16 protein-coding genes are annotated in these 14982 nt (G+C 38.0%); 7 read left to right on the top strand and 9 right to left on the bottom strand.

What is annotated here, in order from left to right:
• Positions 1–438: 438 nt before the first annotated feature.
• The 6 genes from LKL37_RS21115 to LKL37_RS21090 are packed head-to-tail and all read right to left on the bottom strand — an operon-like array spanning position 439 to position 2904.
• Positions 439–666, bottom strand: a complete 228-nt coding sequence (locus tag LKL37_RS21115; RefSeq protein WP_426479392.1) for a hypothetical protein — start codon at positions 664–666, stop codon at positions 439–441.
• A 22-nt stretch (positions 667–688) separates the two neighbouring features.
• Positions 689–1072 (bottom strand): hypothetical protein, encoded by a 384-nt coding sequence (locus tag LKL37_RS21110; RefSeq protein WP_431612385.1) that lies wholly within the window; start codon positions 1070–1072, stop codon positions 689–691.
• 29 nt (positions 1073–1101) lie between these two features.
• Positions 1102–1932, bottom strand: coding sequence for a hypothetical protein (locus LKL37_RS21105; RefSeq protein WP_105703707.1), 831 nt, complete (start codon positions 1930–1932; stop codon positions 1102–1104).
• Positions 1929–2117 carry a hypothetical protein gene (locus LKL37_RS21100; RefSeq protein WP_431612384.1) on the bottom strand — a complete coding sequence of 63 codons (189 nt, stop codon included), beginning with the start codon at positions 2115–2117 and terminating at the stop codon, positions 1929–1931. The genes LKL37_RS21105 and LKL37_RS21100 overlap by 4 nt, the downstream gene beginning before the upstream one ends.
• A gap of 38 nt (positions 2118–2155) precedes the next feature.
• Positions 2156–2671, bottom strand: a complete 516-nt coding sequence (locus LKL37_RS21095; RefSeq protein WP_431612383.1) for a hypothetical protein — start codon at positions 2669–2671, stop codon at positions 2156–2158.
• Between the two features lie 17 nt (positions 2672–2688).
• Positions 2689–2904, bottom strand: a complete 216-nt coding sequence (locus LKL37_RS21090; RefSeq protein WP_047433885.1) for a RebB family R body protein — start codon at positions 2902–2904, stop codon at positions 2689–2691.
• 424 nt (positions 2905–3328) lie between these two features.
• Here LKL37_RS21090 and LKL37_RS21085 point away from each other — a divergent pair, with 424 nt between their 5' ends.
• Positions 3329–4771: a hypothetical protein gene (locus LKL37_RS21085; protein WP_431612382.1), complete on the top strand. Its 1443-nt coding sequence runs from the start codon at positions 3329–3331 to the stop codon at positions 4769–4771.
• 82 nt (positions 4772–4853) lie between these two features.
• On the opposite strand, the gene LKL37_RS21080 is transcribed toward LKL37_RS21085, so the two are convergent.
• On the bottom strand, positions 4854–5732 hold the full coding sequence (locus LKL37_RS21080; protein ID WP_431612381.1) for a CPBP family glutamic-type intramembrane protease: 879 nt from the start codon (positions 5730–5732) through the stop codon (positions 4854–4856).
• Between the two features lie 180 nt (positions 5733–5912).
• On the opposite strand from LKL37_RS21080, the gene LKL37_RS21075 reads away from it, so the two are divergent.
• The 3 genes from LKL37_RS21075 to LKL37_RS21065 all read left to right on the top strand — a co-directional run bounded on the left by LKL37_RS21075 (position 5913) and on the right by LKL37_RS21065 (position 8604).
• Positions 5913–6488 (top strand): helix-turn-helix domain-containing protein, encoded by a 576-nt coding sequence (locus LKL37_RS21075; protein WP_431612380.1) that lies wholly within the window; start codon positions 5913–5915, stop codon positions 6486–6488.
• 87 nt (positions 6489–6575) lie between these two features.
• Positions 6576–8063, top strand: a complete 1488-nt coding sequence (locus tag LKL37_RS21070) for a serine hydrolase (protein WP_431612379.1) — start codon at positions 6576–6578, stop codon at positions 8061–8063.
• A 112-nt stretch (positions 8064–8175) separates the two neighbouring features.
• Positions 8176–8604, top strand: coding sequence for a DUF3592 domain-containing protein (locus tag LKL37_RS21065; protein WP_431612378.1), 429 nt, complete (start codon positions 8176–8178; stop codon positions 8602–8604).
• 18 nt (positions 8605–8622) lie between these two features.
• Here the strand turns inward: LKL37_RS21065 and LKL37_RS21060 are convergent, their stop codons facing one another.
• Positions 8623–9168, bottom strand: coding sequence for a hypothetical protein (locus tag LKL37_RS21060; protein ID WP_431612377.1), 546 nt, complete (start codon positions 9166–9168; stop codon positions 8623–8625).
• A 215-nt stretch (positions 9169–9383) separates the two neighbouring features.
• Here LKL37_RS21060 and LKL37_RS21055 point away from each other — a divergent pair, with 215 nt between their 5' ends.
• Together LKL37_RS21055 and LKL37_RS21050 are read left to right on the top strand one after the other, a co-directional pair.
• A complete protein-coding gene (locus LKL37_RS21055) occupies positions 9384–10433 on the top strand; it encodes an alpha/beta fold hydrolase (RefSeq protein ID WP_431612376.1) in 1050 nt (349 codons plus the stop codon).
• Between the two features lie 110 nt (positions 10434–10543).
• Positions 10544–10891 carry an NTF2 fold immunity protein gene (locus LKL37_RS21050; protein WP_431612375.1) on the top strand — a complete coding sequence of 116 codons (348 nt, stop codon included), beginning with the start codon at positions 10544–10546 and terminating at the stop codon, positions 10889–10891.
• A 69-nt stretch (positions 10892–10960) separates the two neighbouring features.
• Here the strand turns inward: LKL37_RS21050 and LKL37_RS21045 are convergent, their stop codons facing one another.
• Positions 10961–12100, bottom strand: coding sequence for a 1-acyl-sn-glycerol-3-phosphate acyltransferase (locus LKL37_RS21045; RefSeq protein ID WP_431612374.1), 1140 nt, complete (start codon positions 12098–12100; stop codon positions 10961–10963).
• Positions 12101–12332: 232 nt separating this feature from the next.
• Between LKL37_RS21045 and LKL37_RS21040 the strand changes: the two genes are divergently transcribed.
• Positions 12333–14804: a TonB-dependent receptor domain-containing protein gene (locus LKL37_RS21040; RefSeq protein ID WP_431612373.1), complete on the top strand. Its 2472-nt coding sequence runs from the start codon at positions 12333–12335 to the stop codon at positions 14802–14804.
• Positions 14805–14982 lie beyond the last annotated feature (178 nt).

The following is a 14982-nucleotide window of genomic DNA, read 5'->3' as shown; positions in this document are numbered from 1 at the left end:
TTGATCTCGGTTAATAATTATTTAAGGTAAACTAGTTTTATGTTGTATTTTTTAAACTCACCACAGATCCTCCAGATGAAAAAATTTCAAAGACATTGGTATTGACAGGTTATGAATAAATTAGACTTGAAGGGTGGCTCTGAATACAATGGTTGAAACCCTATCTGTAAAATCTGCGCGAGTTTAAAGCATATTTTTTTTTGTAAAAGGATGCGGTTTCTATTTTTAATATCTGTCTTAAAAATAAATTCCTGCAGGTATGCTGGCAATGTCGGATTCCTTTGGGCTAAATATGGATTCTGAATAATTGCTTTTGTACATTGGCAGCATCTGAAAAGCGGTGCAAAATAAATGTTGACCTGATTGTATATGTTGAGGGCTCCGGATTTCATCTTTGCAGAGAACTAAAACCGCATCCGTAGTTTTTAGAGACTTGGGTTAAAAACGTTCTTTTTTAAATGTCTCGAGTTGCCTGAGCTTTATATTTTTTGGACTCATCTTTTTTAAGCCCATGACATAGTTGCTGATGCCGGTCATCGTATTCCGTTGTTGATTCAGTGCAGAATTGATCTGCATTTGTCCGGTAGAATGGGCACTTACCTGTGTGGAAATAGCCTGAGGTACAGCCGTAGACATTCCTGTAATGATTACATCAATTTCGTTCATATTAATTTTTGTTTTTATGGTTCTAAGGTCGGATATTGCCGAACCTGGCATTCAGCTTATTCATTCGGTCCATGATCTTGAGCTCCTTCTCTTTTACCTTTGCTGATGAGGCTTCCTGAAGCTTTTTCAGCTGTTCTTCATAGTTCATTACAGGAGTATCAGGAGGAGCTGGTGCAGCAACCTGAATCTGGGCAGATTCCTGCTGCTTTACGGCTTCTTCCAGTTTTTCAAGGAGAGGAGCAAGCGACTTCATCGTCTCTTTAACAGCTTTTTCTTTGATATAGTTCACGATTTCATCTTCATGTCTTAACACAAAAGGCATGATTTCTTTTTCTACCATTTCTGGTTCCGTTACGGGTACCGGAGTTTTAGGAACGGGAGCTTTCTTGCGGATTCTTCTGCGCATACATCTTGTTTTAGAATATTATACAACGATTACAGCAGATAATTGATAAATGCAGACGCAGATTTCCAGTCCCGGTTGAGATCTTTAACCACATTATATCCCGTAATCTCCAAAGCGATACATGCTGAAATCGCACTGGCAGACAACATTTCTTTTAACTGATGCGGAGGAAGAGTAAGGATATAATCATCCGGAATAATAAGCGACTTGGTGCCGGATGGTGGAGTTTCATTCACGACAATACTCAGGATTTCCTGAAAATAATGGGCAATCAGCTTTGAGGCCTGAAACTCCAGTTCTCTTTTTAATGCGACGACTTCATCCTGAGTGACCAGTTCTGAAATAGCACTTACATCCACATCATGTACAGAATATTGGGCTTCCCCGGTGTCTGACGGAGTAATCGTAATATCTGTCTTCAGCGTCCATTTCGATTTTTCAAGATTGATTGTAAGAAGCTTTGAATCATAATCCGGGACGGCAATTTCGTTCAGAGTGGTAAGAGGCAGGATTCTTACATTACAGTAAAAAACTTTTGGATCATCCAGCTTGACCATGATCACGGCAATTCCTGTGGATTTATCTTTAGGTTCCACTACAAAAGACTGGAAGTGATTGTATCTTTTACCTCCTCTGTTGAGGCAGTTCACCAGTCTTATCGACGGCTGAATATTAATATCAGAGGTCTGAAGATTAAATACAAAACGTTCCGAATTGTGTTCCGTCTTTTTAGGTTCTGCACTTTTGGTGTCCAGATAATTGATTTCACTGTTTTTGATCAGATAAAGTCGTTCATTTAAATCATTTAAACTTTCCAGATTTAAAATTTTGGCGGGTTTGGTTACTGAGGAATAATTCATCTCTTATTTATTTTAATTTTTTCAATGAGTTGGGCGATTATTGTTTTTCTCTTTGGATATACTTCAGATTCTTCTGAAGGGATTACTGCTTCTTTAATCTCTGGTTTTACGAGTGGCTGTGCCAGTTTTACTGACTTTAATACTAATTTTCCCCCATGATCAGCCGTGATAAAGCTCTTTCTCATACCTTCGTTTTCTGATGAGACTTCTTCCGGAACCGGATCTACTCGTTTTTTTTTTCAGGATCTTCAGTCTCAGGAATTACTTCCGTATAAGATGGGGGAGAAGGAGGTGCTTCTGAGACAGGAAGCGTGTTGACATTATAAATAGTATTGGAAATCTTCGCCTTTACTTCAGCATATTCACTTACCATTTTGAATAAGTCTTTCATCATTTCATTTCCTTTTCCTGCATCCTGACCCTGAAGGTTCTCGGCCATCTGAACAGAGGTTTCTTTACTTCCCGGAGCGGGTCCGAAAGTGGTTCCATACGTCAATAAATTATTGGCTAATCTGCTTAATGCAATAAGACCTACCTGCTCGAATCCTTTTAAAAAAGACTGTAAATCCTGAACCATCATTCCTGTAGACTGTTCTATCATTACTTTCGTTACTCCGGTCATTGGAGAAGCCTTAGGCGGAGCCAATACCTCACTGTTCACAAATACTACAGCTTTCTCCGCCGGAGTGGTAGCATTGGCTGCCTGGGATTGTTGGGTTTCACTGTTGTTTTCACTCATGATGGGAAGGTTTTAGATTATCCTTTTAAAATTTTAATGGCATCTGCAACAATCGCAGGGTTGAGCTGGTTCAAGTTCTGCTGGTTTGTCACAGAATTCTGAATGGAAATTCCACTGGCATGCGTGGCCATCTGGTAAAGCATACTCATAGCCTGTGCGGGAGACTCACCAAGTACGGTAACATTGGTCTGCGTTACTGCATCTGTAGTCTGGGTGTTTACTGTATCTGCCATATTCTGGTTTTAATGGGTTACTATTATTTTTATTTTCAAGCCTCTTTTTTCAAAGACTTTTCTTTCAACTCAACCTTACTATTATTTTTTGATTAAGTCTTCACTGTGAGATTGTTGATCTCTTTTGTCTGATACAAATTTCATCAAACGGAATAAATCTTTATTAAGGGAAAAAACTGAATTTTAAAAAATAAGGGAATTCTCTCATGAGTGAAATTTTGAAAGCATGAGTTCTGTTTTAGAATAATAAAAGTCAGAAAATAATTCATAAGCTTATTGAATCAAATACATGAATACACCAATATCTTATCAGTGAATACGGGTAAACCCCTAGTTTCTGAAAATGGGTAAATCCCCTCCATACCAGCCACTGCTTTACCTTGAAATTTGTCTGATAACCTATTCTAACCTTTAAAATCATAATATGAATAATCAGAACAACACAAATTCGGAGGAGGTAATTCCCTTTATAATAGTGCAGCCTGGGTACGCCACAGGAGACATGTTTGCTATTGCTGCAACATTGATCAACAATCAACAATATCATGTATTAATATCTACAACGATGGATGAACATGAAAATGTGAGAGATCCATATGACAACAGTAAATCAATTAGAGAGTTCTACAGAAGCTCAGGAATAGAAGAATACAGGATACATACTCATAATGTGAATGAAGTGAGAGCTCCCGGGTTGGCAAGTCAGCTGAAAATGGAAGCATTCAATATCATAAGAGAGCAATATAAAAATGATTTATCAAAAAGAGCATTTGAAAATAAATACTACAAGCCTGTAGGAGAGGGAACCCAATACATCGCCAAAAATTTTTCTGAGGAAATGAGGAATCAATTAAAAGTTGCATGGGAAATCAATGGAAGCCAGAATGATGCGATAAAAATATGGCTGGAAGAACAAGGCATACCCACAAGTGGAAATAATCTACTGATTTTATGGTCCCGTTTCAGCGGAAAAGGCGGAGATATTCATATAGAACATGATACCAGTTATTGGGGAATCAAACAGATTGTACACAGAGTGGCGGATATGTATGATGCCGTCATCATTACCGGAGATAAAGGATATGTGAAAGAAAGAGCAAAGAAATATGATGAAACAGCCAATGAGATTAATGTACACTATCAATCCAAAAAAGTATTCAATATTACAGAATTCTGGAAAGGAAACTCTCCCGCACTGAAAGCATGGGGAGGAAACACCCGTATGGGACAGTTTAAGCTCTACGAGTATTTTGATACACACTTTAAGAATGTAAAACACCTTGGCTTCAGAAGCGGTAATCTGGAAGTGATGGCTATGCTGGGATATAAGGTTCGGTATATGGAAGAAAAAGGAAGTGAAAGTGGAGGCAGAATGACCACATGGTTTGAAACGGGAAGTGGTGAAACAGCGCTAGGGGGGAGAGCAACTGGATATGAAAGGCTTATATTGGCAGAACCACCTACAAGATCCGGTAAGTTTATTCAGTATCGGATTCAGGAAATAAACAGAGAAACCCAGGACAGCATTAAAAGATTGAAAGAGAGTTATGAGAGTTCAGGGAATCTGGATGTAAAAAAAATTGAAAAAGAGATAAAAGCAATAGAGGATGAGGGTGAGGTCAGAAAGAAAATATTTGCAGGTCCCGAAATGGCTCCTTCCCGTAAAGATCAAATTTCTCCGACTCCCATCCCGAGAAAAGGCAAAGAAAGTTTTTCAGAAGGATTTAGCGAACGTGATATGGATACTATTCTCAGCTATTTACAACCTTCAGACTGGGTAGAAAGAGAAACAGGATATCAACGGATTATCGGGCAACGAAATAAAAGTTATGAAAGACTATTGGAGAGCTCTGAAAAAACAGGTTAAAATAAACATATGATACTCCAAAAAAACAGCATTCTGACATGATTCAGAATGCTGTTTTTGTTTCATTCAAATATAAAAAGTTTTAAACCTTACTTTCATCTTCCGGCAGTTCTTTTCTTTTTCTCCAGAAGAAATAAGCAACAACAGCTGTCGCGATAGGTAAAGCGATCCCAAACTCATCAATATAATAATTCGTATTCCCCGTATCTACAGTAAGCGGTGTGAAAATAGACTGGATAAATAGATTATGACTGGCATGTAAGATGGCCCCTGTCCATAAACTCCCGGATTTTAACCTTAGCCATGTAAAGATGAAACAAGATGCAAATATCATCATCGTAAAGCATAGAAGAGCCAGCCATTTGGGACCTCCGGTATTGTAATTGGAAAAAAGTAAAAGAGGATAATGATAGATAGACCATATGACGCCCATCCACAGAGAAGTGCCCGTGTAAGAATTGATTTTAGCCAATTGCGGAGTAAGAAGACCGCGCCAGCCTATTTCCTCACCCAATGCAGATCCTACTGAGCGTACCATCCCAAAACTGCTCATCAGAATAATATACAGAATAATGGTTAGACCATCAGGAAGATTCCATCCCATTCCTTTGCCTGCTTCTGCTACAAACTCATGATTATAGAAACCACCGGCTCCACTGATCCAAATGATGAGATAAGGAACCAAACTGTAAAGAATAGGAATACAGTAAGCCATGATCTGGTATTTCGTAAGTCCCCATTTCCAGCCGAGGGAATAAATAGGAATTTTCCGAATACGGCAGGTAAGAAGAGCAGCAATAGCGGGACACCACATGACAATCGTGGCATATGATATAATGCCGCCACCGAGCTTCCCGGTAACAATGCACATATAATAAACCGGAAGGCAAAAAAGTAAGGTAAGACTCAGGTAAGTGGCAATATTCTTCCTGATTTCGGATTTAGAGATGGTATTTTCCATAAACTGATCTGGTGTTGAAGTTTATAAACTGTTGAAAAATAGAATATTAAAAATACACTTATTTTTTATACAAAGAATTATTTTGATCTCATCCTGAATTTTAAAAAGTGCTCTTTTGTTTTTTAATGATGGAAAAATGTAAATTAGCCCAAGCAAAACATACTTTTCGAATCCTACAACATGTCCAAGCTAAAAGCCATAAGAGAACAAAAAAATCTGACTCAGGAAGAATTATCAGAAAAATCAAAGATTTCTGTAAGAACCATTCAAAGGATAGAAGCTGGAACAGAACCTAAAGGATATACCCTCAGAACTCTTGCGCAGGCTTTGGAAATAGAAGAATCTGCATTGTTGCAGGACACCCCTCAGGAAATTCCAGAAGCAGATGAGGTGGAAACAAGAGTAGAAGAACCAATTCCAATTCCGGTCAATTATTCTTATATTAAAATCATTAATCTTTCATCATTATTATTTACCCTTTTACCTCCATTGAATATTCTCGTTCCATTGTTGTTGATGTTTACGATGAAACAGCGAAATAGTCTCGTAAAACAAATTATTTCAGTTCAGATCATGTGGACGGTGATGGCACCTGTTATATTCATGCTCGGGATCTTTTTAAAGCTTGGAAAACAGTTTACCCTGATCCTTATGATCATTATTGTCCTCTCCAATATCTTTATCATCCTTCGAAATGCCTCTGAAATAGACCGTAATAAAAAGTTGTATTTCAGGCTGAAATTCAGTATGATATAAAACCTGTCACAGCTTTGTCGGGTTTTTGTCGGGTTCATTTTTAATAAAAAATCTGATGGAATGATAATCTTTGTCAAAAAAATAACAATGACAAAATCTTCACAGCTTCTCCTTTCTTTTTGCTCCTTATTCTTTAGCATAACACAGGCACAAGTCAAAAATACAGATCCGCTTTACAAAACAATTATGTCCAAAGACAGTCTGTTTTTTTCTGCAGGCTATAATACCTGCAACATCGGAAAGATGGAAAGCATGTTAAGTGATACATTTGAATTTTATCACGATAAAGGCGGTTTTGAGAATAAAGAAAAATTCATCATTGATTTTAAAAACGGATTGTGTAAATCTCCGGAAACCTATCAGTTAAAAAGAGTTCTGGTGAAGAAAAGTACTGAGATTTATCCCATGTATAAAGATGGAAAAATATATGCTGCCATTCAGAATGGTGACCATCTTTTTTATGAAAAAGCAGGAGATCAGGCTGAGAAATTAGTCGGGGAAGCAAAGTTTACCCACCTTTGGATACTGGACAATGCGGAGTGGAAACTTAAGAATTCATTGAGTTTTAACCACTATCCGAAGCAAACCACCGATAGTGAAACAATGTTTGATAACGATCAGTCAATGCAAAGCTGGCTGAAAGAAAATAACATTCCTACCCTTGGATTAGGAATTATCGAAGGAGGAAAGCTACAGCAGGTAAAAGTTTTTGGAGAGGTTAAGAAAGGAGTTTCAGCCCCACTTAATGCCTGTTTTAATGTAGCATCTCTCACCAAACCTGTGACAGCAATGGTAGCCCTGCGTTTGGTGAGTCTTGGAAAATGGAAGCTGGATGAGCCTTTAGATGCTTACTGGACAGATCCTGATATCATCAATGATCCAAGACATCAAAAACTGACGACAAGGATTATTCTGAGCCATCAGAGCGGTTTTCCCAACTGGAGATGGATGAATACGGATAAAAAGCTGAACTTTCAGTTTGATCCCGGTACAAAATATCAATATTCAGGAGAAGGGTTTGAATACTTACGAAAAGCACTGGAAAAAAAGTTTGAAAAAACGCTTGATGAACTTGCCACAGAATTGATTTTTAAACCTTTCAAAATGAACAATACAAATTATATCTGGGATCAGAACGTGGATGAATCAAGATTTGTAACAGGTTACAATGAAAAAGGAGTTGCTTATCCAATAGAGAAAATTAAAACAGCTAATGCTGCCGATGATCTGCATACTACGGTAGAAGATTACGGAAATTTTATGGTCAGTGTCATGAAAGGAAAAAATCTGAAGCCTGAAGTATTCCGGGAAATGATAAAAAAGCAGGTGAAGGTTAAAGAGAATAAGTATTTCGGGCTGGGTTTTGAAATCTACGACCTGGGAAATGGTGAATATGTATTATCTCATGGTGGGGCAGATCAGGGAACAAGATGTATTGCTTTAGTAGTGCCGGAATCCGGCAAAGGAATTATAATTTTTACCAATATTGATGATGGTTACAAGGTATATGAAAAACTGGTTCTCCATTATCTGGGCAAAGAGGGGCAGAAAATAGTTGATATAGAAAGCAAATAGAAAGAAGACTTTTTCAGGCTTTAATGATGAAATGATAAATCTTTGTATATTTAGGGTATCAATCTGGAAATAAGTGAGATAGTCGAAAGATCTGTTTTCAGGATGAAAGGTTATGAACGGAAATAAAAACAAAACGATGTGGCAATATTATATCATCCTTGGAGCAGGAGTAATTCTGTTTGTAGCAGCATTGCTGAGCCTTAAAAACACTCTTTTTTTCTTAAAAAATGCAGAAAAAACAACAGCTACCGTTACCTCTCTACGGGTGTTTGAATCGGACGGAGAAGTATTTAGTCCTCTCTTTACCTTCCGTACCCGGAATAATATTGAATATACTTATGAACTGCCGGAAGGCACCAATCCTTCAGCCCGGTCTGTAGGTGAAACTGAAACGGTTATTTATGACCCTGCAGACCCGTCTTCTGTAACGTTGTATACTTATTTCAGGATCTTTGCATGGCCTTTAATCCTGATTTCTATAGCTTTGCCATTGCTGGTGATAGGAGGAGGTTATTTTATTGCCAACAAGTTTTTAAAATAACCTGCTCCCGCTATATTTCTATTTTACCTTTTCAAGAAGATATAATTTAGCACCGGAAAATGCCAGCTTAGGCATCAGATTTCCTTCCAGAACCATCGTCTTATTATTCACATCAACCACAGAAATATAATTGTTGGAATTGTACTCTATATAATTCTCTTTTTCTTTTGTTGAAGGATTCTTTCCGAACTCCATAGAATATTTCACCCAGTCTTCATCCTGAGAACTGCAGTGTACCGGCTTGAATTTAGATTTTTTAGCTTTGAAAACGATCTGATCAAAACCTTCCGTACATTCTGAGGTAAAAGTGCCATCCGGATTCTGATCTTTTGAAAAATCCTCGAAAGAACCACGATAAACACCTACCACCTTCCAGGTTCCGTCCAGACGGTCTTCGTCTATCTTCCCTTTGGCTTTGCTTACAGCCCAGCTGATACCGTTTACGGTTCCTTTTACCGCTTTATAACTTAAGCTTACTGCTCCTGATACTACTTTTGTAGCAGTTCTTACCACACATGAGTTGAGAACGAGAACAACCGAAGCCAGCAATACTATTTTTTTCATTTTGTCAATTTTTTCAATTACGAAGATAATGCTTTTGGAAAAACTGATAGATAATGAATGCTGTTTTGCATAATTTGAGTCATTTTATTGTATTCTTCTGTCTGGTTTAACGTCCGAAAATAAGCTTTCGCCGTTCAATATGACCTGTTCGAACTATTTCCCCTTACCTGGGTTTCTGTTTTGAAATAATTTTACCCTAACAAAACATCATCATTATGAATATTCCATTGAATTTCAGTAAAAAATTATCATCCATTATATTCTTCATCATTTTTATGGGAATGGGATTATGGTCTCTAAAAGCACAGACTTATGCCACTGGCGAAAAAGAGCTGGAAAACGCAGCTGTAAGATCAGCTTTCCAGAATACAAAGAAAATCAAAGCCGGATTGTTGGAGGTAGGTTACGCAGAAATAGGACCTGAAAACGGAAAACCTGTCATTCTTCTTCATGGATGGCCTTATGATATCCATAGTTTTGAACAGTCCTCTGCTATACTTGCAGAAAAAGGTTACCGCATTTTAGTCCCTTATTTAAGAGGGTATGGAACAACTACTTTCGTGTCGCCCAATACAAAACGTAATGGTCAGCAGAGTGTTGTGGCGTTGGATATTATTGCATTTATGGATGCCTTGAAAATTAATAAAGCCATTATTGGCGGTTTCGACTGGGGTGCAAGAACAGCAGATATTATGGCAGCACTGTGGCCTGAGCGTTGCACTGGCCTGGTTGCGGTAAGCGGATATTTAATAGGAAGTCCGAAGGCCAATGAAAAACCTCTGTCACCCACTGCTGAGTTTTTATGGTGGTATCAGTATTATTTTTCCACGGAAAGAGGGTATAAGGGGTATCAAGCCAACACCGCAGCATTTAATAAATTAATATGGAAAAATGCTTCACCCAAATGGGCTTTTGATGACCAGACTTACGAACGCTCTGCCCAATCATTTGATAATCCTGATCATGTTGATATCGTGATTCACAATTACCGTTGGCGTTTAGGATTAGCTAAAGGAGAAAAACAATACGATGTGCTTGAAGCCAAATTGGCAAAATCTCCTGCTATTACAGTTCCTACAGTTACCCTGGAAGGTGATGCCAACGGAGCGGCATTTCCTGCCCCTGAAAATTATGCGTCCAAATATACAGGCAAATATGTACACCATACGATTACAGGCGGAATTGGACACAATTTACCACAGGAAGCTCCCAAAGCTTTTGCAGATGCGATTATAGAGGTAGATTCTATGTCACAAACCAAATAAAAATCTTCCAAATCAAATAGATGATCTGGATGTTGAAAAGTAAAATTTAAGTATTTTTCCATTTCCCTGCCAGCGTAATCGTTTCGGTTGTATTCTTAAAATAATTATATTTGAGTACTAGAGTAAGTTTTATAAAAAATGATGAAGAAGCTTTAGACATCACTCATAATTTATTTAAAATGAAATATTTTATCTTCATATTATTAGCTTCACTTTTAAGTTGTGAAAAGAGTAAAACCGATAAAGAAATTGCAATTTCCATAGCTGAAAAAAAATGGAACGAAGTGTATGGTAAATCAACAATAAATAAGCAAAAGCCATTCGTTGCAGAAAAGAAAAATGATAGTATTTGGCTTGTGCATGGAAACTCTCCAACACCACCGGCAATTGGAGGTGTTGCTTATGCCGAAGTAAATGTAAAAACAGAAAAAGTGATTGAGTATACCCATGGAGAATAAAACCCTTTAAATAATAAAAAACCACTACTCAGCAGCAGTGGTTTTTTATTATTTGGTAGTCAATTCTTCTTATAAACCTTCTTCCAGCTTCAGCTTATTCACCAAAGGATTGGCATACATGGCTAAGAAATACTCTTTGGAAACAGGATCAGACGGATCAATACGCATTTCAAGTCTGCGGATGAATAACTGTTTTTCCTGTTCCGTATATTCGGAGGCGTAGGTATCGGTATTGTGAAGGAGATCGTAAGCGATATACTTAGTAGGCCAAAGCTTGTAGTTGCTGATGATTGAGCGGTCAATCACCTGTGCAATCGCCTGCAGCTGTTTATTTTTATTGTCAATAGTGGCTGCGATATCATCCAGTTCCGCATCAATAACGTCACCGGCATGCAGATGAATACGTTTCTTTTGTCCCAGTATTCCGCTGAGCATTGTGGTAAAATCTTCATTTTTTCCTTTAATATATTCCTCATCTCTATGCTGGGCAAGCAGTTGAGGCATTTTTAAAGAATCGGTAGGATCGTATTCGTATGATATAGAAATAGGAACAATCTTTAATGCTTTAAAATAATCGGTCAGAGACTGGTGGTCTCCGGCAGCCATAGCAAGCATTTTCAAAACACCCTGCTGGGTAGCATCATTTCCGTTTTTGGTACGGCCTTCACGCTGGGCAATCCAGACAGAACGGTTATCCTGAAGTAATTGTTCTTTGATGTATTCGGACATGCTCTGTGAACTGGTAAGCTGATCACGCAGAGACAAACCTCTTTGTACCAGAAAATTACGGTTTAGTTTAGCCAGAACATTTAGAAAGTTTTTGCGCACCAGATTATCACCAATGGCAGAAGCGGTCATGATAAGACCACTTTCCAGCAATACCAGATTAAGCAGGGAAGTATCTAAAACGATATCCCTGTGGTTCGATATGAAAAGGTAAGAGGTATTTTTATCCAATTTATCGAAGCCTGAAGTCGTTAATCCTTCAGAACTTTTTGCAAGAATCTGACGTACAGCATAAGCTACAAACTGATGCTGAAAATCACTGATGGAGTGAACATCTTTAAACTGTTCCAGCCATACCTGCTCATCAGTATCAGGAAAAGTAAAGCTCATCAGCGCTTTCATCATAGGATCGCGGGCAATGCTCTCTAATTTTTCATTCACTTCCTGATCATAGAAATACCGGATTTCATCAAACTTCGACATGCAATTATTTAAAATTAAAACTTTTTGCAAAAGAACGAAAATTTATCTGGGGAATGGGCATAATGGGTGTTAAAGTATTATGAAGGGCGTAGGAGTTCAGGCTTAATAGCTCTCTTTTATCTTAGCCAGTTGTAGGAATCTCTTATATTTTATTTAAACCCTTTTAATTGAAAATTCAGAATTTATACTAAATTGATCCCCATTATTGCACCGTAATAATTCTATAATCATAGTGAAACAAGTATCAATTTTATTGGCTCTATTTTTTTCTGTAGGAATGGCCAATGCACAACAAGCGGATGATCAGGGGAAAATAAGCGGAAGAATTGTAGATTCCAAAACAGGAAATACAATAGATCATGCCAGTATTGGCCTGCTGAATCAGGATAACAAAGAAGTGAACGGAGCTACCTCTAATGAAAAAGGAGAATTCTCCATAGATCATATTGCTTTGGGAACCTACAAAATAGCTGTTTTTTATGCGGGGTACAAAAACAAAACAACCTCTGATATTCAGATCGGTAACGGTAATATGACTGTTTCATTGGGTGATATTCAATTGATCAACGGGGAAACAGCACTGGAGGGAGTAACAATTGTGGGTAAAAAAGCAGTGATTGAAAATAAAGTTGATAAAATTGTATTTAATGCTGCCAATGATGTGACTTCTCAGAATGGAGCAGCCATTGATGTCTTGAGAAAAGTTCCCCAGGTAACCGTAGATGCGGATGGAAATGTGGAACTTCAGGGGAATTCAAATATCCGGTTTTTGATCAACGGGAAACCTTCAGGTATATTTGGAAACAGTCTGGCAGATGCCCTGGCATCTATTCCTGCGAGTCAGATTAAAAGTATTGAAGTGGTTTCCAGCCCGGGAGCAAAATATGATGCACAGGGTACGGGAGGAATTATTAATATTGTTTTAAAGGATAATAAAATAAAGGGAATTAATGGAATAGTGAACGCAACTGGCGGAACTTTATTCGAAACCGGATCATTGAATCTGAGTTATAAAAACAACAATTTCAGCATGAATGCCTTTTTCAGCGGAAATGCCCAATTGAAAGCAAAAACTCCATTTTCTCAGGACAGAACTTCCAAAGATGCAGCCTCCAATACAGGGACTCATCTATTACAGGATGGGTATACTGATTTTGAGAGACATGGATACAGAACTGGATTGGGATTTGACTGGTCGATGAGTACATCATCTGCTTTAAGTGGCTCTTTATCCTTTAACAGCTTTTCCAATAAAAGTACCGGGCTGATCGGCCAGCAGCAATATATAACGGATTATAACACTTCCAATGTACAATCCATCATAGGGTCCAGAACATCTGATAATCAGTCTTCTGTTAGTTCCATCGATGGAAGTCTGAGCTTCAGAAAAACCTTTAAAAAAGAAGGGCAGGAGCTTACAGCAGACTATGTGTTCAGTTATGGTTCTCCTACCACCAGCTATTTCCAGACACAGAGTTTGTCCGGAGCCGCTTCTCCTTATAATGGAATTTCAGGGAACAACCCCGGAACAGATAACAGTCATAACCTGTCAATTGACTATGTGCATCCTCTGAATGACAATGTTACCTTTGAAATGGGTGCTAAAACCGTGCAGCAGCATATTACCAATGCCACAGATGTACATGTTCTGAACGCTTTATCGGGTCAGTATGAAACAGATCCGCTGCAGTCTTACCATTTGAATTATGATATGGGAATCTATGCTGCTTACTTCTCTTCGAAGCTTAAATTATTAAACTGGCTGGATGTAAGAGCAGGGCTGAGATATGAATATACCTCTCTTAAAATAGATTTTCCCAATACCAATATCCCGTCATACGGTTTATTGGTTCCGTCATTCATTTTATCCCATAAATTTGATAGCGGAGAAACGCTGAAACTCTCCTATACAAGAAGGGTAGAGCGTCCTGAATATACAGAGCTTAATCCTTTCCTGAACTTTAATGATCCTCATAATATTACCACAGGAAATCCCGTATTGAAGCCGGAAATAGGAGATAATATGGAACTGGGCTACACAAAGAATTTTATGAATGGTGGGAATATTTCCCTATCATTGGTTGAGCGGATCAACAGTCAGGATTTAAAACAGATTACTACATTTTATCCCACATTCACAGCTAATGGAACAGAATACACCAATGTATCGGTTACTGCAAGGGATAATATCGGTAAGGAATACAATTCCGGAGGAATCATCTCTCTTTCTTTGCCGTTTTTTCATAATGCCATGAACCTGAGAAGTAATATCATGGTATTTCACCGGTATATTGTAAGCCATACGTATGTGGGTAATCTGGATATGGGAATGCGTTACCGTGCCAATCTGAATCTTAATTACCAGTTTCCAAAGAATTTTGTACTGGAAGTATTCGGAAATTACAACTCAGCGGCTAAAAATATACAGGGTAAAAATCCACAATCCATTACCTACACCTTAGCAGGCAGAAAAGAGTTCTGGAACAAAAAAGCAAGCATAGGCTTTACCATTACGAATCCGTTCAATAAGTATATCCGACAGGTTACTACCGTAGATACGGGAGATTATCAGTCCTATTCTGTAAGAGATCTGCCATACCGCTCTTTCGGAATCAGCTTTAGCTATAAATTCGGGAAGATGGATTTTAAAAAGGAGAAAGATATCAGCAATGAATATTTGAACGGGCCGGGCACTGGGAGTTAGATTAAAGCAATAATTGCCTGTTGGATTAGATATAAAAACACCTCTTTATAAAATGAAAGAGGTGTTTTTTATTTTGTTAGACAGGTAAAATATTAAACACCATCTAACTTTCCAATGACGTCTTTAGCCTCAATTGGATTTCCCAGACTGATTAAAGTTTAAATGATTGAAGAGGTTG

The organism is Chryseobacterium sp. 'Rf worker isolate 10', from assembly GCF_050753305.1.
Taxonomy (GTDB): domain Bacteria; phylum Bacteroidota; class Bacteroidia; order Flavobacteriales; family Weeksellaceae; genus Chryseobacterium.
The sequence above is the reverse complement of the archived record's forward strand: the minus strand, read 5'-3'. Positions and strand labels throughout refer to the sequence as shown.

Bases quoted from the DNA above. Each gene is read 5' to 3' on its own strand.
- LKL37_RS21090 (WP_047433885.1), bottom strand. From the start codon at position 2,904: ATGGCAGATACAGTAAACACCCAGACTACAGATGCAGTAACGCAGACC.
- LKL37_RS21045 (WP_431612374.1), bottom strand. From the start codon at position 12,100: ATGTCGAAGTTTGATGAAATCCGGTATTTCTATGATCAGGAAGTGAAT.
- LKL37_RS21085 (WP_431612382.1), top strand. From the start codon at position 3,329: ATGAATAATCAGAACAACACAAATTCGGAGGAGGTAATTCCCTTTATA.
- LKL37_RS21080 (WP_431612381.1), bottom strand. From the start codon at position 5,732: ATGGAAAATACCATCTCTAAATCCGAAATCAGGAAGAATATTGCCACT.
- LKL37_RS21110 (WP_431612385.1), bottom strand. From the start codon at position 1,072: ATGCGCAGAAGAATCCGCAAGAAAGCTCCCGTTCCTAAAACTCCGGTA.
- LKL37_RS21105 (WP_105703707.1), bottom strand. From the start codon at position 1,932: ATGAATTATTCCTCAGTAACCAAACCCGCCAAAATTTTAAATCTGGAA.
- LKL37_RS21095 (WP_431612383.1), bottom strand. From the start codon at position 2,671: ATGAGTGAAAACAACAGTGAAACCCAACAATCCCAGGCAGCCAATGCT.
- LKL37_RS21060 (WP_431612377.1), bottom strand. From the start codon at position 9,168: ATGAAAAAAATAGTATTGCTGGCTTCGGTTGTTCTCGTTCTCAACTCA.
- LKL37_RS21075 (WP_431612380.1), top strand. From the start codon at position 5,913: ATGTCCAAGCTAAAAGCCATAAGAGAACAAAAAAATCTGACTCAGGAA.
- LKL37_RS21070 (WP_431612379.1), top strand. From the start codon at position 6,576: ATGACAAAATCTTCACAGCTTCTCCTTTCTTTTTGCTCCTTATTCTTT.
- LKL37_RS21065 (WP_431612378.1), top strand. From the start codon at position 8,176: ATGAACGGAAATAAAAACAAAACGATGTGGCAATATTATATCATCCTT.
- LKL37_RS21115 (WP_426479392.1), bottom strand. From the start codon at position 666: ATGAACGAAATTGATGTAATCATTACAGGAATGTCTACGGCTGTACCT.
- LKL37_RS21055 (WP_431612376.1), top strand. From the start codon at position 9,384: ATGAATATTCCATTGAATTTCAGTAAAAAATTATCATCCATTATATTC.
- LKL37_RS21100 (WP_431612384.1), bottom strand. From the start codon at position 2,117: ATGAGAAAGAGCTTTATCACGGCTGATCATGGGGGAAAATTAGTATTA.